This is a genomic window from Clostridium ihumii AP5 (assembly GCF_000612845.1).
GTDB lineage: Bacteria > Bacillota > Clostridia > Clostridiales > Clostridiaceae > Clostridium_J > Clostridium_J ihumii.
Genome location: NZ_CCAT010000045.1, coordinates 253,747 through 275,830, shown reverse-complemented (window position 1 = coordinate 275,830; position 22,084 = coordinate 253,747). Strand labels below are relative to the sequence as shown.

The 22,084-nt window shown below is 27.6% G+C and carries 19 protein-coding genes; 18 read left to right on the top strand and 1 reads right to left on the bottom strand.

From position 1 onward, the window contains the following. The 11 genes from BN346_RS09135 to BN346_RS09090 form a co-directional block, all read left to right on the top strand. Window positions 1-1,236 (top strand): ATP-binding cassette domain-containing protein (locus tag BN346_RS09135; RefSeq protein WP_040328085.1); only part of this gene is annotated, 1,236 nt, incomplete at its 5' end. Then, complete coding sequence (locus BN346_RS09130) at window positions 1,229-2,989, top strand: ABC transporter ATP-binding protein (RefSeq protein WP_040328025.1); 1,761 nt, start codon at window positions 1,229-1,231, stop codon at window positions 2,987-2,989. The genes BN346_RS09135 and BN346_RS09130, both read left to right, overlap by 8 nt. A 237-nt stretch (window positions 2,990-3,226) precedes the next feature. Further along, window positions 3,227-3,376 carry a hypothetical protein gene (locus BN346_RS21605; protein ID WP_158644470.1) on the top strand — a complete coding sequence of 50 codons (150 nt, stop codon included), beginning with the start codon at window positions 3,227-3,229 and terminating at the stop codon, window positions 3,374-3,376. Window positions 3,377-3,420: 44 nt separating this feature from the next. Then, window positions 3,421-4,038 carry an NUDIX hydrolase N-terminal domain-containing protein gene (locus BN346_RS09125; RefSeq protein ID WP_040328024.1) on the top strand — a complete coding sequence of 206 codons (618 nt, stop codon included), beginning with the start codon at window positions 3,421-3,423 and terminating at the stop codon, window positions 4,036-4,038. A 141-nt stretch (window positions 4,039-4,179) separates the two neighbouring features. Next, the gene (locus BN346_RS09120; RefSeq protein ID WP_040328023.1) at window positions 4,180-5,241 is read left to right on the top strand and encodes a hypothetical protein; all 1,062 of its coding nucleotides are present in this window, start codon (window positions 4,180-4,182) and stop codon (window positions 5,239-5,241) included. 543 nt (window positions 5,242-5,784) lie between these two features. After that, a complete protein-coding gene (locus BN346_RS09115) occupies window positions 5,785-6,546 on the top strand; it encodes a GNAT family N-acetyltransferase (RefSeq protein ID WP_040328022.1) in 762 nt (253 codons plus the stop codon). Between the two features lie 146 nt (window positions 6,547-6,692). Then, on the top strand, window positions 6,693-8,267 hold the full coding sequence (locus BN346_RS09110) for an ATP-binding cassette domain-containing protein (RefSeq protein ID WP_040328021.1): 1,575 nt from the start codon (window positions 6,693-6,695) through the stop codon (window positions 8,265-8,267). A 125-nt stretch (window positions 8,268-8,392) separates the two neighbouring features. Continuing rightward, window positions 8,393-10,048: an ATP-binding cassette domain-containing protein gene (locus BN346_RS09105; protein ID WP_040328020.1), complete on the top strand. Its 1,656-nt coding sequence runs from the start codon at window positions 8,393-8,395 to the stop codon at window positions 10,046-10,048. Between the two features lie 328 nt (window positions 10,049-10,376). Further along, complete coding sequence (locus BN346_RS09100) at window positions 10,377-11,237, top strand: Rpn family recombination-promoting nuclease/putative transposase (protein ID WP_242838413.1); 861 nt, start codon at window positions 10,377-10,379, stop codon at window positions 11,235-11,237. A 32-nt stretch (window positions 11,238-11,269) separates the two neighbouring features. Next, window positions 11,270-11,470, top strand: a complete 201-nt coding sequence (locus BN346_RS09095; RefSeq protein WP_040328019.1) for a hypothetical protein — start codon at window positions 11,270-11,272, stop codon at window positions 11,468-11,470. A gap of 393 nt (window positions 11,471-11,863) precedes the next feature. Continuing rightward, window positions 11,864-12,988, top strand: coding sequence for a radical SAM protein (locus tag BN346_RS09090; RefSeq protein ID WP_040328018.1), 1,125 nt, complete (start codon window positions 11,864-11,866; stop codon window positions 12,986-12,988). A 261-nt stretch (window positions 12,989-13,249) separates the two neighbouring features. Here BN346_RS09090 and BN346_RS09085 read toward each other — a convergent pair whose 3' ends face one another. Continuing rightward, window positions 13,250-14,431, bottom strand: a complete 1,182-nt coding sequence (locus tag BN346_RS09085) for a dicarboxylate/amino acid:cation symporter (RefSeq protein WP_040328017.1) — start codon at window positions 14,429-14,431, stop codon at window positions 13,250-13,252. Between the two features lie 415 nt (window positions 14,432-14,846). Between BN346_RS09085 and BN346_RS09080 the strand changes: the two genes are divergently transcribed. From BN346_RS09080 to BN346_RS09050, 7 genes are all read left to right on the top strand, one after another. Beyond that, a complete protein-coding gene (locus BN346_RS09080; protein WP_040328016.1) occupies window positions 14,847-15,284 on the top strand; it encodes an ACT domain-containing protein in 438 nt (145 codons plus the stop codon). 289 nt (window positions 15,285-15,573) lie between these two features. After that, the gene (locus BN346_RS21170) at window positions 15,574-16,101 is read left to right on the top strand and encodes a YbjQ family protein (protein WP_051540226.1); all 528 of its coding nucleotides are present in this window, start codon (window positions 15,574-15,576) and stop codon (window positions 16,099-16,101) included. A 283-nt stretch (window positions 16,102-16,384) separates the two neighbouring features. Then, a complete protein-coding gene (locus tag BN346_RS09070; protein ID WP_040328015.1) occupies window positions 16,385-17,062 on the top strand; it encodes a response regulator transcription factor in 678 nt (225 codons plus the stop codon). After that, a complete protein-coding gene (locus BN346_RS09065) occupies window positions 17,063-17,908 on the top strand; it encodes a sensor histidine kinase (protein WP_203226292.1) in 846 nt (281 codons plus the stop codon). It abuts the gene before it with no gap. Between the two features lie 114 nt (window positions 17,909-18,022). Continuing rightward, window positions 18,023-18,703, top strand: a complete 681-nt coding sequence (locus BN346_RS09060) for an ABC transporter ATP-binding protein (RefSeq protein WP_040328014.1) — start codon at window positions 18,023-18,025, stop codon at window positions 18,701-18,703. Further along, window positions 18,696-21,122, top strand: a complete 2,427-nt coding sequence (locus tag BN346_RS09055; RefSeq protein WP_040328012.1) for an ABC transporter permease — start codon at window positions 18,696-18,698, stop codon at window positions 21,120-21,122. The genes BN346_RS09060 and BN346_RS09055 overlap by 8 nt, the downstream gene beginning before the upstream one ends. A gap of 172 nt (window positions 21,123-21,294) precedes the next feature. Beyond that, a complete protein-coding gene (locus BN346_RS09050; protein ID WP_040328010.1) occupies window positions 21,295-22,074 on the top strand; it encodes a carbon-nitrogen hydrolase family protein in 780 nt (259 codons plus the stop codon). Window positions 22,075-22,084: the final 10 nt, after the last annotated feature.

Here is a 22,084-nt window from a genome sequence, read left to right as displayed (position 1 = left end):
CCTACAATACTTCTTACATTCAGGAATGGTAGAGTGGTTTATGAAGAAGAAAAAAAGGTTGGATTTGTTACAAGACAGATGAATTATTTGTCAGAGATATTAGTTAATAGGGAAACAGCAAATGAAAGAGCTTTATTTGGATTTGCACCTTCTCTTAACAAAAGATTTATGAAAGCTCACCTTTTTAGGTCAAATTATAATACTAAGGTTTTAGCTAAAGAAACATCAAGCAGTATGATGGTGAATGTTGTGGCTAGTATTGCAGCTGTGTTTATTATTTTTATGTTGTCATTGAAAGTATCTAGTGGTGCGTTATCAGTAGGTATGTTCACTTCTATAGCAGGAAGCATGATTAGTTTAAGTAAGATAGTTGCTTTTCAGTCCTCTGAATTAATTTTAGAATTTTCAAAACACTATGAGTATGCAAAGGATTTAGATGAGTTTACAAAGCTTAAGAGAAACAGATTAGAAAACTCGGAGTGTGAAAATAAAATACCCTTTGAAAGTCTTGTGATAAAGGATCTTTGGTTTAGGTATGAAGAGTCTGGAGAATACATTTTGAAAGGAGTTAATTTATCACTGAATAAGGGGAAATCTTATTCAATGGTTGGACTTAATGGAGCTGGTAAATCTACCTTGGTAAAAATTATGGTAGGGTTGTATCGTGATTATGAAGGTGAAATACTTTTAAATGGGAAGGATTTAAAGTCATATAAATTTGGAGAGCTAACAAGTATATTTTCTGTAGTTTCTCAGGATTTTGCAAAATATTATGTATCACTAAAAGAGAATATAGCATTTGAAAATTCAGAAGCAGATATTAGTGAAGTGATTAGGCTTATGGAGTTGGATGAAGTAGTTAATAATTTACCTAAGAAAGAGCATAGTCATCTTGGAAAAATCTATGATGATGGTAATGATTTGTCTGGGGGAGAATGGCAAAGACTTGCAATTGCACGTGCTTTGCATTTGAATTCACCTTTTATGATAATGGATGAACCTACTGCAAGTTTAAGTCCAACAGCTGAGAGTATGATTTATAATCAATTTTTAAATATAGCCAATGAAAAGACTCTATTTATGATAACTCATAGGTTAGGTTCAACAAAAATAACTGATGAGATTATTGTGCTTGATGAAGGAAAAATTATTGAAAAAGGAACTCATGAAGAATTGATGGAAAATGATAATGTGTATGCACAATTATTTAGAAAGCAAGGTGAGATGTATGACTAATAAAAAAATGTCTGGGACAAAGGTTCTTAGTAGATTAATAAAATATACTTGGCATGCAAGCCCCATTACATTTGTTCTACTTGTTATATCCTCCTTGTTTATGAGTATTCTTGGATTCCTTGAAATTGTTTTAATAAAGACATTGTTTGATAGTATTGTAAATGTTGCAAATGGAGAGGCAATAAATTCAATTTATAAACCTATTTTAAGTTTACTAGTGATTTTGTCATTATATCCATTGGGGGAATGGATTGAGTATATGGCAAAAGGGTATTTTTGGAGACGTGGTAGTGGATATATGAAATTTTTACATCATAATCGTACAAGCTGTATGAAACCTATAGAGTTTGAGGATTCAGCTAATATAGATAGGCTGAAAAAAGCAAGCTTTGGCAGTGAAGAGGCTCCAAGTGGACTTCGTGTTATTATACAGATATTGTTTTTATATATACCATATATTTTAAGTTTATTAATATATTTGATGAATATTAATCCTATATTGGTACTTGTAATTATTTTAATTTTTATCCCCACATTCTTGTTAGAGAAAATTAGAGTAAAGCAAAGTTTTGATTTTGAAGACAAAATGGGCAATAGGAGAAGACAAACTGAGTACTTTGAAAAATGTATTATATCAAGAGAATACTTTAAAGATACATTGCTTAATGGTTCATTTGAGTATTTTTATAAACTATTTGATGAATCAAACAATGAATTTAGTAAAGAGTTTGTTTCTAATAAAAGACATATCCTTAAGGTATCAGTGTTTATGAAATTACTAAATTCTATAGGCTTTTTAAGTGTACTTATGCTTTTAGTGTATTTTGTTTACTCAGGAGTTATATCAATTGGTTTGTTTGCAGCTATTTATTATTCTATTTCTAAAATAACAACAATGATGAGAGATGCAATTGAGGATCTTGGAAGTGCCCTTGTAGGTATTTCAAATACTTCATTTTTAGTAAGGCTTCTTGATGAAGATTTTGATTTAGGTAAAGATGAGTACATTCCTAAAGATCAAGATATTCAATTAAGAGATGTAAGTTTTACTTATCCAAATTCTAATGTAAGTTCACTTAAAAACATAAATCTTACCATTAAGGCGGGAACATCACTGGCAATTGTAGGAGAAAATGGTTCGGGGAAAAGTACAATGACAAAGATAATTATGGGTTTATATGATCCTACAAAGGGTCAGGTTGTTTATGGAGATAGATCACTTAACTCTTATTCAAGTGATTCAAAGTTTAAAGGGATTAGTGCAGTTTTTCAAAATTTTATTAAATATAAGTTATCAGTAGAGGACAATATAAAAATAAGCAATATTACATCTGAACTAGGAACTGAAGATGTTCTTGATAAGACAGAGATAAGTTTACCTAAATTAAATATAAAAGGGAGCACAATTCTATCTAGGGAGTATGGAGGTCAAGACCTTTCTGGTGGGGAATGGCAAAAAATTGCAATTGCCCGTGGACTTTATCGCCCAAATAACATAATTGTCTTAGATGAACCTACTGCAGCCATTGACCCAATTGAGGAAGCTAATGTATTTGACTCCTTTAAAAGAATAAGTATTGGAAAAACATGTGTCTTTGTAACTCACAGATTAGGTTCGACTAAAATTGCAGATAGAATTATAGTAATGGATAAAGGTGAAATAATAGAAGAAGGAACGCATTTAGAATTGTTAAACATGAAAGGCAGGTATTATGAATTGCTGCAATCCCAAGCACAGTGGTATGAACGCTAACACATTTATGGCTTATAAACAGTATCAAATATTGATGAGTAATTTGGAATTATTATGTTCTAAAAAATTTATATAAGTAACATATAAATAACCTTGAGAAATCAGGGTTATTTTTATAGAAAAAAGAAAATACATCATATATAAAGTAAACTATTATAAAAAAGTTATTGAATAATAAAAATTAACATTTTTACAAGGTGAGATAAGAGTAATAGTTATTTCACATAGTATTAGAAAATGTGCTTTATAAATATTAAGATTATATTTATAAGAGGCAAATTAAAGAGATTGTCATCTGTTTGTAAAAATAATTATAAAAAGGTTATAAGTGGTAATGATTTAAAAAAAACTAACGATAATATTGTAGATGTATCTTATTTAATATAAAAGATAAATTCTAAGAAGGGGGAAATAAAATAGGGGATAAAATTATGAATGATTTAGATGAATTAATAAAGATTGCAATGGAATTGCAATCAATAGCTCAAAATGGCCTAACATATACAAAGGATCCGTTTGATAAACAGCGTTTTGAGAGAGTAAGGGAAATATCGGCACAAATGATAAGTATGAAAACAGAACTTCCACTTGAAAAAGTTAAAGGTTTGTTTTGTAATGAAACTGGGTATCAGACACCTAAAATAGAAACACGAGCGGCAATATTCAAAGAAAACAAAATTTTACTTGTAAAAGAGCAAGACAAATGGTCACTTCCAGGTGGGTGGGTTGATTACAATGAATCAATTGCGTCTAACACAATTAAAGAAGTAAAAGAGGAAGCGGGTTTAGATGTTATTCCTTTAAGGATTATTGCAATTCAGGATAGAAATAAACATAATTTTCCGAAATTTGCTTATGGAATTTTTAAAGTGTTTGTTCTTTGTTATGTAATAAGTGGTAGTTTTAAAGAAAATGATGAAACAACTGAAAGTGGTTTCTTTTCTCTTGATAATTTGCCTATCATAGATGAAAATAAAAATGTTTATGATCAAATCAAAATGTGTTTTGATGCATATAAGAATGAAAAATGGGAAGTTGTATTTGATTAGTTATATTGTTCTAATTGATATAAGTATTGTTTTCATATATGACAAATTATTAATATGTTATAAAGAGAAAAAAGTATAAAATTAAAGGAAGTGAGTTTTAGTGAGGGTTTGGTACATAAACTCTTTCACTAAAGATAAAATATGAATATTAATAGTACAACAAATTTAACAAAGATTAAATTTGATACAAGTCAGGCTTTAGTAAATAAAAATGATAAGATTAAAGAAAAATGTGTGCCAGATGAAATAACAATTATACCATGGGAAGATATAGATTATGAAAAATGCATAGGGAAAGATGAAAATGAATTTGAGGTAGTTAGTTATTACAAGATTAAAGAGGAAGTTTTAAATAAAGATTATCTTGATGTGTTTTCTTCAAAAGCTCAAGGTGAAGATGTAAAATGTTATGATTATTATGTAAAAAATTTTATAGCTGAAATAACTAAAAATTTAAGTGATAGTAGTAGTTTAAATGACGATGTACAATCATTAGAAAATGGAATAAATGATCTTGTTAAAGAACTGAAAAAGAACACTTTAGATGGTGTTTCTAATAAAATAGAAAACTTAAAAACTGAGTTTAGTGTAAATGGGGTAAATTTTACTTTAAAAGAATTAATGGATTCTTCAAAGGTTATGGAGTATGCAAAATTTACTATACCTAATATAAAAAGTGGTTTAGATTATGATAATTATGCAGAAATGGGAATAGCTAAAGGTAAGGTAAATACTTATGCAGAAAAAAATTTAAATACAGATCAACAAGGACTACTTAATTCAACTATGTCTGCAAGAATACAAAAGATTATAAATTCAGTTCCAGAAAGAATAGATGAAAATTATAAGAAATCTATAGTTGTGGATGTAGATAATAAATTCTATGGTATTAAATATGTACAGACTGCTACTAATATAGAGTATGCCAAAAATATTATGAATGTTTTTGAAAATGTAGACTATTCAAGTAAAGAAAGTTTTGAAAAAGCTACACAAGTATATAGAGATCTTATAAAACCCGTATTGGAATCAGCAGGTGTTAAAAATATGGGAAGAAATCAAGCTTTAACTGATACAATTAATTATGAAGTTAATAGACTCAAATCTTTATTTGATGAAAATTGTAAAAGTGTTATTTTATCAATTGATAGAGTAAAGAAAGTGCTTGGAAATTCAAAAAAGATAATAGATGTTTGGAGATAAGTTTAAAAATTAATAATATAAAGTTTATATTTGAAGCAACTCAAATAGAGGTGCTTCTTTTTTAGTTTATGCAGAAATTTAAAGAAATAACAAATCTATAAATACTTAAAAACAATATATCCTAATATAGGGTTCCAAGCTGAAAAATGAAATTATTCAAATATTAAATGAGAATAGTAGTATTCCAAGAAACAGGTTTTTCAATTGATAAATTTATTTTTTAATAATACTACTGATAGTATAGTTTGTTCTCAAATTTACTTTTATAATCAGTTTAGAATTGTAAGGTAATATATTCAAACATTCATAGGTAATGTTGAAACCTGGCATATAGGTAAGTTGTCACATTTTATTTTTCTATTGTGGATAAAAAGCTATAGCACCTTCGTAGCTGAGGTTTTAACCTTGGCGGTCTTTGCGTTGGATCCAAATACTTAAAAACTCAATTTTAATATTCATTTAGAAATTTTAATTGTAAATTATTATAAATATAGTTACAATATGGATAAGATGAAATTAAATTTAAAAAGGAGGTAAGAACATATGGAACTCATAAAGCTTACACAAGATAATCTTGAGACGGAACATATTTGTTGTGCTATTGCCAATAACAAGGATGTACAGGTTGTGTCAAAAAAGTTGTGGTTGAAAGAGCGATTGGATGAAGGACTTGTTTTTTTGAAATGTAATGTTCGAGGAAAATGCTTTATAGAGTATATTCCAGCAGAAAATTCATGGTCTCCAATAGATGCTAATGAATATATGTACATTAATTGTCTTTGGGTGTCAGGAAAATTTAAGGGTCAAGGATATTCTAATTTACTTATGGAGGAATGTATTAGAGATAGCAAAGAAAAGGGAAAGAAAGGGCTTGTTGTTTTATCTTCAACAAAGAAAAAGGGATTTCTTTCAGATCCTAAATATTTAATATATAAAGGTTTTAAGAGAGCTGACACAGCAAATCCATATTTTGAACTTATGTATTTTCCATTTTATGAGGACTCACCAAAACCATGTTTTAAGTCTCAAGTAAAAGATATATCCAAAGAGGTATGTAGGGATGGATTTACATTATATTACACAAGTCAATGTCCATTTACTGCAAAATACGTTCCAATTCTTGAGAATATGGCAAAAGAGAGAAATGTTAGGTTCAAATCTATTCATATTACCACAAAAGAACAAGCACAGAATGCACCAACACCATTTACAACTTTTACTTTGTTATATAATGGTGATTTCATTACTCATGAAATATTATCAGAGAAAAAATTTGATAATATTTTAAAAAAAAGAGGAATTTAAATGTATATTACCGTGGAAATTATCTAGATAAGGTTAAAATTAGAAATAGGGGAACATTTTAAGCTTTAACTATGAAGAACACAGATTAAAAACAATAATATATTAAAAAATAGTTATAAAACATAATGAACTAGGAGAAGGGGATTATGAGAAAATACTTTAAAAGTGTAAGAATATGTTTAATCATAAGTATAGTAGCTGATGGATTAGTAACTGCATCTAGTTCTATGCTCATGTATATTCAAAAAGTACTATTTGATTCAATAGGGGCAGGAGAAAGCGTTGGGATTTGGAGTTACATATTAGCTTTAATTATATGTATAGGGGCAATTATATTTTTTTCATATGTAACAATGATATTTAGTATTAAAAGTAGAGTAATGGTTGGAAAAGAAATGAGAAGAGATTTCTTTTCGATTATTACGAGTTATAGTAGCGAAAGATTTCATTCAAAACAGTTAGGGGAGTATATATCCATACAAGGAAATGACATAAAGGTATTAGCTAATTCATATTTAAACGCTGTAGTCGATATAATAAAGTCAATTAATATGTTTATTATTTATGGAGTTATAATGTTTGTATTTGTTAACTGGAAAATGGCAATAGTAGTTTTAATTTTAGCAATTTTTTCAGCTTTTATTCTTCCTAAAATAACTGAAGAAAAATTGTCAAAGAGAAATAAAGATTATTTAGATGATACTGGAAAATGTAATTCAAAAATACTAGATTTGATGTATGGATTTAAACTTATAAATAGCAATACTAGAGAAAATTTTAATAAAGTTTTTAATGAAAATATAAAAAATAATGCTAAAGTAGAGTTTTTATATAAACATGTGGAGTCAATTGCAAACGCAATGAATTCTACTGCCACATATCTAATTAATGGAATTGTAATTATTATTGCTTCAATTATGATGTATAGAGGAGAAATAACAATTGGAACAGCTGTTGCATCTATTGGGTTTACAACTTTATTTACTGAGCCAGTTGAAGTTTTTATTTATGCTATAAATGTATATAAATCAAGCAAAGGAATAAAAGGAAAAGTAGGAGATATGATGAATTTTGAACCAGTAAGTTTGGTTGAGAAAAATTCATTTGATAAAGGAATTGAGTTTAAAAATGTAAGTATAAAATATGATGATTTTTGTATGGAAAATATATCTTATAACTTTAGTAAAGGAAAAAAATATGCAATAGTAGGTAGCAGTGGTTCTGGAAAGAGTAGTTTGATGAAGGCATTGATTAAAGAGAATTTTATTGATGAAGGTGAAATATTAATTGATGGAATTAATATAAAGGATATAGATGTAAGTGCAATTATTAGTTATATTAGTCAGGAAGAACATATATTTAAAGATGATTTTTATAATAATGTCACATGTTTTTCTTCATATTCTGATGAAAAATTAGAGGATATTAACAGCTATCTAAAAGAAGAATTTCTTGAACCAATTAAAAATAATCCTAATTCATCAACACTGAGCGGTGGACAAAAAGGATGTATTAAGTTTATTAGAAGTTATCTTGAGGATAAAGAAATATGCATATTTGATGAGGTGTTTGCAGGTGTAGATAATCAGAATATGAATGTTCTTAAAGAATATATATTAAAAACCAATAAAACAATTATAATGATAACACATAAACTTGTTGATAATTTAGATGAGTTTGATGATGTCCTAATTTTAGATAAGGGAAAAATTTTGAGCTAAAAAATATTCTTTAATGTGGGAGAAAATAGAATAAATAAATACAGAAAATTCAAAAAACAAATTATATATAGGGTTCAAAGCTCAAATATATTTTTATGTAAGCTTAATTTAAGGGGAAGAGTACTATGAAGAAATATATAATGAAGGTAAAAAAATACCTTATATCTCAAATTATAATAGATGCTTTATTAGTAATAATACTTTCATTTTTGCCAGTTATTCAGAAAAATTTATTTGATACAATTGAAGGAAAGGGTGAATTACATATAGGAAATTATATATTTCTATATGTGTTCAGTTTAATTATTATAGCAGTATTAGCTTATTTTAATTATTTAATAACAAGCAAAGGAAGTATTGAGTTTAGGAGAGTATTAAAAAAAGACTTATTTAGATCAATTACATTTTATAATAATAAAAAATTTATAGAAAAATCAGTTCCAGAGTATATATCAATATTCAATAATGATTTAGCATCTATTGATGAAGATTATCTTTTAGGAATGGTAAGTATTATTAAGGCTGTTAATATGATTATTATTTATAGCGTTACTATAATACTATTCTTTGATTGGAGAATTGCAATATTACTTTCAGTGATATCAGTGATAAGCATAACAATCTTTCCAAGGTTCACTTCAAAAAAATTAGCAGATCAAAAGTATGAAGAACTTAAGAAAACAGAATTGTATACATTAAAATTTACTGATTTACTTCAGGGAATTAGATTGTTTAATAACAAAACTAGAAAGCATCTAGAATTAGAACATGAAAAGAAGCTAGGAGAAATGGCCGATATTGAATATAAATATGGACGAATGAGATCAATTGCTATAGTTGTAAATGGTGGTTCAACATATTTAATAAATTTTATTTCTATATTATTAGCAGCATATCTTTGTATTGAAGGAAAAATTACAATAGGAGCTGCAGTAGCATCACTAGGATATATATATTCATATATACCACCTATGCAAATGTTAATGAAAGCTATAAATGGATTGAATGCATCAAAAGATGTAAGGAAAAAGCTCATAAATCTTTTAGATAGTGATGAAGGAACAACTCAGTATGAGAAAATAAAAGAATTAAAATCAAATATAGAAATAAAAAACATGAATATTAAATTTGATGAATTTGAAGTAAAAGATTTCTCGTTTAAGTTTGAAAAGGGAAAAAAATATGCACTTATTGGAAGTAGCGGTTCTGGAAAATCTACTATACTAAAAGGGTTAGCAGGTATTAATAAAATAGAATCAGGAAATATTTATATAGATGGATTGGATATAAGTAACATTGATACAAGTGATGTTTTAGCATATTTAGATCAGAATGAATATATTTTTTCTGATGGATTTGAAAATAATATTACTGTGTATGATTCATATTCAATGATAGGAATAGATAAAATAAAAAACGGTATAGATAAGTATGTATACAACACGATTTCTAAAAGTAAAAACTGTAATGAATTAAGTGGTGGAGAAAAGAAGACTGTTGCTATTTTTAGAAAACTAATACAAGAATCGTCTGTTCTTTTATTAGATGAACCTTTTACTGGAGTTGATAAGAAACTTTCTAAAATTCTTATGGATGAGTTACTGAAACTTGAAGATAAAACTATTATTATGGTAACTCATGATATAAAAGAAGAATTAGAAGGATTTGAGGAAATAATACTCATGAAAAATGGACAAGTAATTAAAAATGGAGAATTCAGTGTAATAAGTGAAACTCCAGAGTATAATAATTTAGCAAATGGAGAAATTGTTACAGCTTAAGTTGAAATTAATATATACTTAATACAAGTATAGTTATGACAATAATTATTATAAAAGTTATTAAGAAAAACTTTTAAATCATATAAATGAAATAGAAGGAACCTTGAGAAGTCAAGGTTCTTTTTTGTGAAAAATATAAGCATTTATTTGAATTGAAGAGTAAACTTTCAATTTAAATTTATATATTGTTATAAAAATATTTTTTAGGATATAATATATTTAAGTATATAATAATTTAAAGGACGTGAAAAATTTGAATAAACAACATGATTTTGATGCCGCATGAAAATCTATACTAGAAGCATTCGAGGTAGAAATCACAGAATTATTGTTTCCAGAACTCTTTGATAAAATAGCATGGGAATTAGGCACAGAATCTTTAGATAAGGAACTACTAGAAATACAAAAAGAAATTTTTGATAAAGATAGTAGTGAAAAAATAATATCAGATAAAATAATAAAAGTAAGATTGAAAAACAATGAGAATAAAATAATATTTATTCATGTAGAAGTACAAAGTTACAGTAGTGACAGAGAAGTATTTGGAGAGCGAATGTTTAGATATTTCTACAGAATATGGAATAAGTTTAGATATAAGTATAATGATAAATCAGAAATAATAGCAGCAGCTATTTATATATATAAAGGTAGTAGAGGAAAAGATAAAAGTTACATATATAAACTACCAGAGATAGAAAAAGAAATATTAACATATAACTTTAAAACTATAGATATAGAAACATTAGATTTAAATAAAATAAGTGAAGAAAATCCATTAAAGTTAGTTTTTAAAATGGCTAAAATTTTACTTGAAACAGGTGCAAAAGATGAGAATATATTTAATGCAAAAATAAACTTAGCAGAAGAATTAAAGGATTATGATAAAGTTAAAAATAATGAGCAAATAAAAGCACTAGTAGATTTTCTAGAATATTTATTTCTAATCAATGATGAAGAATTAGATGAAAAATATAATGAATATAAAAGAATAAGTGGGGGTGTGTATAAAATGACAATAGAAGAAATAAGAAAAAAATATTATACACAAAAAGGAAGAGAAGAAGGGATAGAAAAAGGGAAAATAGAAATGGCAATAGAAATGCTAAAAGATGGAGAGCCAATAGAGAAAATAGTCAAATATTCAAAACTTACAGAGGAAGATGTAAAGGAACTAAAGAAAAATTTATAGAAATATATATTAGCGAGGGTTAAGTATATAAAATGACAATAGAAGAAATAAGAAAGAAATATTACACACAAAAAGGAAGAGAAGAAGGAATAGAAAAAGGAAGAAAAGAAGAAAAATTGGAGTTAGCTATAAAGTTATTGGATATTTTAGATGATGAAACTATATCTTTAAAAGTGGGATTAGATATAAATGAAGTTAAAAAAATAAGAGAAGAAATGGAGGCAGGTAATTAACCTGCCTTTTTATTAAACGTAGTATGGAAAAATATAAAAGTTACATATATAAACTATAAGAGATAGACAAGTGTAATGTAGGGGATTGATGTATGTTACAGCAGAAAAAACTTGAAACAATAACTAAAATAATGTATCATCTATAGAGAAACAAACTCGGATTTTAAATTATATTTTATATAATTATTACTTAAGAAAAATAAAAATTAACATAAAAGTTTAAACTTACAATGATTTGAGACCCTTGGGTGTATTTAGAAACATTCTAGGGTTTTACTATGCCGAAAGGTATTAGGTACAAGTTGTGTGTTTACCTTTAGAAGAATATGTTAAAAATACAAAAAGAAGATTTGAATTTAATCTTTATGAAGATTAATTAGAGGAGGATATATTATGAAGATTTCAAAGAAGGATGCTTTGTCATGGTTTGAGTTTTTTGCAATGTTGCCAGAAGAAGAGGAAGTTATGACAAAACAACAAGAAATTATTTATGCTACTTTTGCGCAAATTGAAGAAGCAATTGATCATAGAAACGATATGTTAATGTCAGAAATTAAAGGATTAAAAAATATAGAGAATAGAAGTTTATTTGTGGGAAATGAAAGCAAGTACCCAAAAGGATGTCGTTCTTGTTTATTAGGAACTGGTTTAAGTGCAATTAGAAAAACAAATAAATGTAACATACAATGTAAATTCTGTTACAATTACGGAGAACTAGGAGATATTCCACCAATTGGTGAAGGTATGTGGGAAATTGGCGGAACAAAATTCTATGAAAAGGATATTGATTTACTTCTTTCTATACATAATAAACCTACAGGTATTTCATATGTTTACTTAGAGCCATTTATGGAAATTGAAAAATACTATTCTGTTATAAAGAAATTCAGTGATGCGAAAATTCATCAACATTTATATACAAATGGGCTTTTAGCTACAGAAGAAACATTAAAAGCATTAGCAGAAGCTGGACTTGATGAAATACGTTTCAATTTAGGAGCATCTAATTGTTCAGATAAAGTTATTGAAAATATAGGAATAGCAAAAAAATACATTAAAAATGTAGGTATTGAAACTCCAATGACTCCTGAGTTTTTTGAAGGATTCTTTAAGAAAAAACAAGCAATATTAGATACAAAATTAGATTTTATAAACTGTGCAGAATTACATTTAAATGAAAACAACATAGATAATTACTATGGAGAAAACATGTATGTATCTAGACATGGCTATATATCTCCAATTTGGAGTAGAGAATTAACTTTAAAATTCATGAAAATAGCAGATGAAGAAAATTGGGATTTAGCAGTTCATGATTGTTCTAATAACACAAAATTTGCTAGAGATTTAAATTTAAGTAGCAAAGAAGGAAAGTGGTTTGGAGCAAGCAGCTATGGATGTGAGTTTGCTAAAACACCATATGAAGCATTTTTACCAATATTACGTGATGACAATTTTAAATTCTTAACTGAAGAAGAATTACCAGAAGGATATAAACCAGGAGAATTACTTTTCTAGTTTATATTTATACAAATAAAAGTGAGTATTATTAAAGTATTTTTGATAATACTCACTTTTTATTTATGTAGATTATCATATAGATATTAATAATAAACAAATATTCCATTAGATTTTAAATAATTGAATACATAGGAAACAAAAAATGATTAGGTGCGCAAAACCTAATCATTTTTCATTATGGGTTTAAAGTAATGTCACAAACAGTATTGCTACTGAATTTAAAATTTATCTAATTAAGATACATTTGCAGATGTATCTTTAGTAACTAGCATTTTTATGTTTAAATTTATCTTTAAAAGCATCAACTAATATTGCAATGGCATTATCGCCAGATATATTACAAGCAGTTCCAAAACTATCTTGTGCAATATATAAAGCAATCATTAAAGAAAGTTGAGCTTCGCTAAAGCCAAGATTTGTTTGTAGTACTCCTAGTGCTGCCATTACAGCACCACCTGGAACGCCTGGAGCAGCAACCATTGTAACTCCTAACATAGCTATAAAGCCAGCAAATTGTCCAAATGATAATGGCATACCATTTAATAGCATAATAGCTATGGCACATGATGTTAAAGTAATTGTACTTCCTGATAAGTGGATAGTTGCACAAAGAGGAACTACAAATTCCCTAACCCCTCTAGATACCTTGTTTTTTTCAGCACATTCTAAGTTTACTGGAATGGTAGCAGCTGATGATTGAGTACCTATTGCAGTTAAATAGCCAGGAATTTGATTTTTTAAGCAAGATACAAGATTTTTCTTTCCAACAAAGCAAGCTACTGCAAATTGGAATGTTATCATCAAGATATGCATTGCAAGTACAATTAAGAATACTTTCCAAAAAACAGATAATATTTTACGTACTTCTCCTGCATAAGTCATATTTGCAAAAATACCCATTATATGAATTGGTAACAATGGAATTAGAGCTTTTTCTATTGTTTTCTTGACTATATGTTGAAATTCTATAGATGCATTTAATAAAGTTTTTCCTTTAATTGCAGCAATACCTAAGCCAAGGAGAAATGCTAATATTAAAGCTGTTGTAACAGGCATTAAAGGTGTCATTTCAATTTTAAAAAGTGGCTGAAGTAAATGTTCTTCTGGATTGACTGCATTTGATATAGTTTTTGTAGTAGCTATAAATAAAGGAAATATTTTTGATGATACAAAAAAAGCAAAAAATCCAGCTATAAGTGTAGATAGGTATGCAAACAAAGTAGTTATGCCAAGCATTTTTCCAGCACTTGCACCTAACTCAGCTATTCCAGCAACTATAAATCCAATGATTATAAGTGGTATAACGAAATTTAAGAAATTTCCAAATATGGAGTTAAAGGTAGCAAGAATCTCCACTACTATTCTTGGAAAGAATGATCCAAAAATAATTCCAAGTACTATTGCAATTATAAGTTTTGGTATAAGTCCTAATTTTTTCATAAATTAATTATCCTCCTTTTATAGTTTAATTATAATAATTTAATAAATTAAGAGTATTCTTGTTAATGTAGTTAGTATTATAGCAAAGTAAAATAAGAAAAAAATGTTTTTTTATTAAGTTTTTTGAAATGTTTAGTTATAATAAAGAAATAAATAAAATTCTTAGAATTACATCTTTATTTTTGTTAATTAAAAAAATAAGACTGATAATCATGGATATAGCTTTAATAAGAATTAAGCTAAAACACAAAAATGGGAGATTGTATTTATGAAGAGCACAAATAAGACGTAAGTTCAAAATTTGATGGATTAACAAAATTTATATTTTATTGTATTGTTGAAAAATTTAATTGAATTTATATTAAAAAATTAGGCATTTTAAAAATTATAATTAAATAGTAAGGGGGAAAACATTATGGAAAATAATTATTTTATTGTAGATGGTGAGGTATTGCCAGATATATTTAATAAAGTTGTTAAGGTTAAACAATTATTGTATAAGGGATATGTGAAGGATATAACAGAAGGAGTTAAGGTAGTAGGTATTAGTAGAAGTGCATATTATAAATATAGAGACAAGGTTTTTTTGATGACAGAAGATGTTAAGGGACAAAAAGCTACAATTTCAATATTAGCAAGTCATGAATATGGAACCTTATCTGAGATACTTGAGGTAATAGCAAAGTTTAAGGGAAATATAATAACAATAAATCAAGATATTCCTATAAATAATGCAGCTAACATAACAATAACTTTGGATATATTAAATCTTGAAAGCAGTATCGAAGAGCTGATAGCTGAAATTAAATCATTAATTAAAGTTATAAAAATAACTTTAATAGCTATTGAATAATACTTAGTAAAAATTCAACTTAATATCTAATCATATCTTATTAACTTTAAAGTTTTTATAAATTATATGTGGTTAAATTTTCATACTCAAAATTATCAATTACTAAATGTAGGTAAAATTAAGAATAAGACTACATAGAAAATATATTTAAACTTATATAGATAGAGTGTAATGAATAAAATATATATTAGGATATAGAATATATTGGTTAAAATGTATATAATTAAAATACGATAAAGTTTAGAAATATATAATATCATTATGATTTCTAAAATAGGAGGCAGGTTAGATGGATAAATGTCCTACGTGTGGGAAAGAATTGACAGAAGAGATGATTTGTATAAAAATGTGTTTTCAATGTGGGAGCAAATTGGAAGATAATAGTAATAAACTTTCAAAGAATGAAATTAATATGCTAAAGGAAATAGAAAAAGAAAAGGAACAAATTGAAATTGCGAGAAAAGAAAAAGAATTAAAAGAAAAAATCAAACAACATTTACTTACAACTGGTTTTAATTTTGAAGGATATAAAATCAGTGAATACAAAGGTATTGTTAGTGGTCAAGTTGTATTAGGTACTGGTTTTTTTAGCGAATTTTCTGCGGCAGTTAATGATATATTTGGTACAGAATCAAATGCTATGGCTAATAAGGTACAGACAGCAAAGAAAGCTGCTATGAATAAATTAATTGAATCATCAATTAAGCAAGGTGGGAATGCTATTATTGGTGTTGATTTTGATTTTGTAACATTAATAAATAATATGATTGGAGTTTTTGCTAATGGAACATCTGTATTTATAGAGAAAAGTATTTAATAATATGGAATATCTTTAAAATATATAATAAAGGTTAATTTTTAAGCTCACAGGTTTTAACTGTGGGCTTTTATATATGGCTAAATTATGTAAAACTATATTTACATAATTTGGTGATTGCCATGTAAAAACTTAATAAATACTTAGTGTTGATGAAATGGTGAAAAGTATATATAATACCATATTGAATACTACTGATGTTTTTAGTATTTGAATATATATGTGTTAGAATGTAAAAATAGATTTAAAATATAAAGATTATTTAAATAAAGGAGTCTTACAGTTGAAAAATATTATTATAGTTGAAGACGATAAAGCGTTATCTAACGGAATTACACTAGCTTTAAAGAATCCAGAGGTTGATATTTTACAATGTTATGATATTGCATCTGCAAAACAAAATCTATCAAAAGGCGACTTTGATTTATTGATTTTAGATATAAATTTGCCAGATGGAAATGGGCTTGATTTACTTTGTGAAGTTAAAAAGGAATATCCTATGCCTATAATTATGTTAACAGCAAATGATATGGAAACTGATATAGTTACAGGATTAGAAATGGGTGCAGATGATTATATCACAAAACCATTTAGTCTTGCTATACTTCGTGCTAGGGTAAATACACAGCTAAGAAAGCAGAGCTTCGTAAAATCAAATTATTTTAAGCAAGATGGATTTATATTTGATTTTGACAAAATGGAGTTTTTCAAAAATGATACTTTAATCGAGCTTAGCAAGACAGAACAAAAGCTTTTAAGAATGCTTGTAGAGAATAAGACTGTTACTTTAGAACGTAGTATTTTGATAGATCGTATCTGGACAGATGGTGCAGAATATGTAGATGAAAATGCTCTTTCAGTTACCATCAAAAGGCTTCGTGATAAGCTTGAAGACACTCCTACAAAACCACAATATATCAAAACTGTCTATGGAATTGGTTATTTGTGGGCGGTGAAATAGATGAATATATTTAAAGTAAATAAAGTTATGGATCGTTTAAATGAAATGATAGATAATGCTATAGATGGAAAACCAATAGAAAGTGTTTTTGATGAAACTAAAATGTCATCATTAGAAACAAAATTAGCTCATTTTCTTACAATGAACAGTACTACTAAAGATCAGATTACAGAAGAAAAAGCAAAAATAAATGAACTTATTTCAGATATTTCTCATCAGACTAAAACACCTCTTGCAAACATTTTATTGTATACACAATTGTTAGCAGAAAGTGATTTATCTGAGCAAGAACGAAAATGTGTAGATTTACTTATGGAGCAGTCTGAAAAGCTAAATTTTTTAATTTCTTCTCTAGTAAAAACTTCTCGATTGGAAACAGGAGTGATTTCTGTGTCTCCAAAGCTTAGTAGTATAGATAAACTTCTAGATAATGCAATAAAACAAGCAAAGACAAAGGCTGAAGCTAAAAATATTGAATTGACGGTTGAAAAAAAGGAAATCTATGCAATGTTTGATCTTAAATGGACAGCAGAAGCACTATATAATATTATAGATAATGCTATTAAGTACACTCACAGTGGAGGGAATGTTTCAATATCTACAACAGCTTATCAGCTTTTCTGTCGTATAGATATTACAGATACAGGAATTGGTATGACTGAAGAGGAAACAGTAAAAATTTTTTCGCGATTTTATCGTGGGCATTTAGTAAACGATGAAGAGGGTGTTGGGATAGGGCTTTATTTGGCAAGAGAAATAGTTGCAAGTCAAGGTGGATATATTAAAGTTCAGTCAAAACCCCAAAAAGGCTCTACATTTTCTATGTTTCTACCAATGGAAGGCTAAAATCTTTCAAAACTGTAAGAATTCATTGAATAAGGAAAGATTGTAGAAAGATTTATAGTTTATAATCTGTATTATAGTAATATGATACAGATTTTTTTATGGAGGATTTTAATTATGATTATTCTTGAAACAAAGAATTTAAAGAAAATATATGGTAGTGGTGAAACTGCGGTTCATGCATTAGATGGTGTTAACTTAAGTATAGAAAATGGTGAATTTATTTCTATTGTAGGTACATCAGGTAGTGGAAAATCTACACTTTTGCATATGCTTGGTGGACTTGATCGTCCTACAAGTGGCGATGTTATTGTAGATGGTAAAAATATCTTTAGTTTAAAAGATGAAGAGCTTACTATTTTTCGTCGACGCAAAATTGGTTTTGTGTTTCAAAACTATAACCTAGTACCAACACTTAATGTTTATGAAAATATTGTTTTGCCAATTGGGCTTGATGGAAATACTCCTGATAAGAAATATATAGATAGAATTATTAATATATTAGGCCTGGAAAGTAAACTAAAAAATATGCCAAATAATTTATCTGGTGGACAGCAACAGCGTGTTGCAATTGCAAGAGCATTAGCATCTAAGCCAGCAATTATTCTTGCAGATGAGCCAACAGGAAATCTTGATAGTAAAACAAGTCAGGATGTATTAAGCTTACTAAAAGTTACAAGTGAAAAATTTAAACAAACTATTGTTATGATTACGCATAATGAAGAGATTGCTCAGCTTGCAGACAGAATTATACATATTGAGGATGGACAAATTGTAGGTGGTAGTAGCAATGTTTAAAGTAAAGAATAAAAAAACAATAAATTTTCTTGCAAAAAATAGTTTAAAAGAATATAAAATGCGTAATATATTTACATTAATAGCTATTATATTGTCAGTTACTCTTATTTCAGGTCTTGCATTTTTTTCAAGTGCAATACAGGAAACAAATCGTAAGGATTTAATATCAAGACAACATGTTATTTATCATGAAGTATCATATAATCAAATAAAAAGCATAAGACAAAATGAAGAAATTTTATCTAGTAAAGAGTTTAAAAGAGGAAAAAGTTTTGAGGTAGATGACTATATTATGCTTCCATATTATATGGAGCAAAATGAAGCATCTATGTTAAATCTAAATATAATTCAGGGTAAATATCCTAAAGAAATCAATGAAGTTTTGGTTTATGAAGAAATGCTTGTTAAAATGGGGGTTGAACCAAGAGTTGGTGAAACTATTTCCATTTCGTTTTTAGATGGTAGTACAGAAGAATTTACAGTGTCAGGCTTAACAAAAAGTGAAGGAACTACAGATGTATTCCCTTTATATTTGTCAAAAGAATATGCAATAAATGGGAGTCAATTAAAAGCTATTCCATTTGATATTTCTGCACAAATAGTAGATGCAGAGAAAATGAGTAGTGAAGAATTTTTAACTTTAATTCGTAAAATTGGTGCTGATTCTGGTATAGAACGAAAAAATATTAATGAAAATAACGCATTTGTAAAAAGTCTTTCTTATAGTTTTAGAGAACTTACTATGATTACTTTAATTTCAAGTGTTATTTTACTTGTTAGTATATTAGTTGTTTATAGCATATTTTATATATCTATATCCGAAAGAACAAGGCAGTTTGGTCAGCTTAGAACAATTGGTATGACTCAAAAGCAGGTAAAAAGAATGGTAAGAAAAGAAGGCACTACGCTTTCACTCATTGGTAGCATTATCGGAATTACTATTGGTGCAACTTTTGCATTTACTATGAAACCAAAAGGTTTTAATTTGATTTGGTTTTTAATTTATAGCTTTGCTATTTTACTTGCAAATTATATTACAGTACAAATAGCTATTGCAAAGCCTGCAAAACTTGCAGCAAGTATATCGCCTATTGAAGCAAGTAAAGTCAGTGGATATGAAGAAAAAAATGAAAAGATTCAAACAAAAAAACTGCAAAGAAAACTTTCTCCATTATCACTAAGTATGATTGCTCCAAGAGGAAATCGCAAAAAATCAACAATGACTATGATTTCCCTTTGCTTAGCAGGTGTTGTATTTATGTGTGCAAGTACTTTTGTAAGTTCTGTCAATGAAGAAAAGTTTGCAAGACAATCTTGGTTTGAATTTGGAGAATATGAAATTAATCTATCACCAAATGCTGTACAAGTGAATGAGTATGGTGAAACAGGTATAAAGAAAGATAATCCTTTGAGTTACGAGCTTGTAGATAAACTAAATAATATTAAAGATGTGAAAGAAGTTATTCCTATGCAAAATTTATCAGTGACTTACACATATAATGATGTAACAGAAAAAGATATTGCAGCACCTTTCAAAAAAGAAGATACTGAACTTATTAATCAATATTTAAAAGGAAGTAGCATCAACTACAATGATATTGTTAAAAATAAGGAAATTATTATAGCTCATAATGAAATTGCCAAAGAGATTTTTGGATGGGAATTTGAGCTTGGAGATACTGTAACTTTAAAATGGTATAACGGTGAAAAGTATGTGGAAGATGTTTTTACTGTTTCAGGAATATTGGAAAACAGCAGCAAATTGTATAAGAACTCTGATATGTTTAAGATTTCATATAATGCAGGTTGGTTTATGATGCCTGAGGACTTGCTTACAAAAATGATGGAACCAGGATTTAATCTCAATACTAGAATTATAGTATCCTCCACAGATTATTTGAAAAGTGGAGATGAGATTGAAAAAGAGATTGTTACATTAACAGAGAGTAATCCGCTTATTACTTTATCTACACTTAAAGATTCATTAGAGCATCATAAGGAGCAATTCAATATGATGTATACTAGCTTTATGGGAGGAGCTTTATTTGTAATTGCTTTTAGTATGATAAATTTACTAAATACACTTATATCAAATGTTATGGCACGAAAACGAGAATTTGCTTGTCTTGGTGCAATAGGTGCAAGTAAAAAGCAAATTATAACTATGATTTTAGGGGAAGGTTTATACTTTGCAGTTATCAACTTTGCAAGTACAGTTCTGTTTGGAACTTTAGCTGGTTATATTATGGTTAAGATTATGGGAATGAATGGATTAAAATATATGGAATATCAATTTCCAATTGGTTATTTTAGTTTATATAGTATTTTTGTTTTTGTTGTTCCAATAGTCTTATCTTTTACTATTGGGAAAATAATTAATAAAAAACCTTTGGTAGAGAGACTAAGAGATGTGGAGTAAATTTAAAGAATAAATAGTAAAGTTTAATTTTAAGATCACAGATTTAACTGTGATCTTTTATATATGATTAAAACTCCTAAATGTTAGGGTTATACATATATAAAGAGGTATTAAAATAAGTTTGTAGAATTAAGTAGAAGGTGACAACTAAAATGGTTAAGGTGGTGTTATTGTGAGGGTTTCAGTAATTGCTATGCAGTTTCCAATAACATTTAATATAAGTGAAAACTTGAAGGAAATAAATTCTCTATTGGAAAATGCTAAAAAGGATGACTTAGTAGTTTTACCTGAAGGGGCATTGTCAGGTTATAGTGATGATATTAGCTTTTTAAATGATATTGATGTTGAAGAACTTAAAAATGCAATGAAATTATTAAAAGAAGATGTAGTAAAGAGAGAAATACATTTAGTATTCGGTACTTGTATTCTTGAAGAAGGTGCTTGGTATAATGCAGCTGTATGTTATTCATACAATAATCCAGATTTTATATATAGAAAGTTAAATTTAGCATTTCATGAAAGAGGATATTTAAGTGAAGGAGATAAACTAGATATTTGTAAACTTAAAATAGGGCAAGAAACTTTAAAGTTAGGTATACAAATGTGTAGAGAGATTAGATTTCCGGAGCAATGGAGGTGGCTAGCACTAAATGATGCAGAAGTGTTTGTGTATTTAACAAATGCTGTACAGGGAAAAGGACTTCCAGTTTGGAAAAGCCATCTTATTAGTAGAGCAGCAGAAAATCAAAGATTCTTAATAAGTTGTAATAATGCAGATATAAAGCAACATTGTCCTACTATGATAATTGATCCGAGTGGAGAAATAATCCAAGAAGTTGTGTCGAATAAACGTTGCTTTATAAAATGCGAAATTGAAACTACTAAGGTTTCTAATTGGTATATAAGTCAATGTAGAAATGATATTGTAAAATTAGTTAGTGATAAAAATTAAAATAGGGGAT

Bases quoted from the DNA above. Each gene is read 5' to 3' on its own strand.
- BN346_RS09120 (WP_040328023.1), top strand. From the start codon at position 4,180: ATGAATATTAATAGTACAACAAATTTAACAAAGATTAAATTTGATACA.
- BN346_RS09090 (WP_040328018.1), top strand. From the start codon at position 11,864: ATGAAGATTTCAAAGAAGGATGCTTTGTCATGGTTTGAGTTTTTTGCA.
- BN346_RS09125 (WP_040328024.1), top strand. From the start codon at position 3,421: ATGAATGATTTAGATGAATTAATAAAGATTGCAATGGAATTGCAATCA.
- BN346_RS09130 (WP_040328025.1), top strand. From the start codon at position 1,229: ATGACTAATAAAAAAATGTCTGGGACAAAGGTTCTTAGTAGATTAATA.
- BN346_RS09065 (WP_203226292.1), top strand. From the start codon at position 17,063: ATGAATATATTTAAAGTAAATAAAGTTATGGATCGTTTAAATGAAATG.
- BN346_RS09080 (WP_040328016.1), top strand. From the start codon at position 14,847: ATGGAAAATAATTATTTTATTGTAGATGGTGAGGTATTGCCAGATATA.
- BN346_RS09085 (WP_040328017.1), bottom strand. From the start codon at position 14,431: ATGAAAAAATTAGGACTTATACCAAAACTTATAATTGCAATAGTACTT.
- BN346_RS21605 (WP_158644470.1), top strand. From the start codon at position 3,227: ATGTGCTTTATAAATATTAAGATTATATTTATAAGAGGCAAATTAAAG.
- BN346_RS09115 (WP_040328022.1), top strand. From the start codon at position 5,785: ATGGAACTCATAAAGCTTACACAAGATAATCTTGAGACGGAACATATT.
- BN346_RS09095 (WP_040328019.1), top strand. From the start codon at position 11,270: ATGACAATAGAAGAAATAAGAAAGAAATATTACACACAAAAAGGAAGA.
- BN346_RS21170 (WP_051540226.1), top strand. From the start codon at position 15,574: ATGGATAAATGTCCTACGTGTGGGAAAGAATTGACAGAAGAGATGATT.
- BN346_RS09060 (WP_040328014.1), top strand. From the start codon at position 18,023: ATGATTATTCTTGAAACAAAGAATTTAAAGAAAATATATGGTAGTGGT.
- BN346_RS09055 (WP_040328012.1), top strand. From the start codon at position 18,696: ATGTTTAAAGTAAAGAATAAAAAAACAATAAATTTTCTTGCAAAAAAT.
- BN346_RS09105 (WP_040328020.1), top strand. From the start codon at position 8,393: ATGAAGAAATATATAATGAAGGTAAAAAAATACCTTATATCTCAAATT.
- BN346_RS09110 (WP_040328021.1), top strand. From the start codon at position 6,693: ATGAGAAAATACTTTAAAAGTGTAAGAATATGTTTAATCATAAGTATA.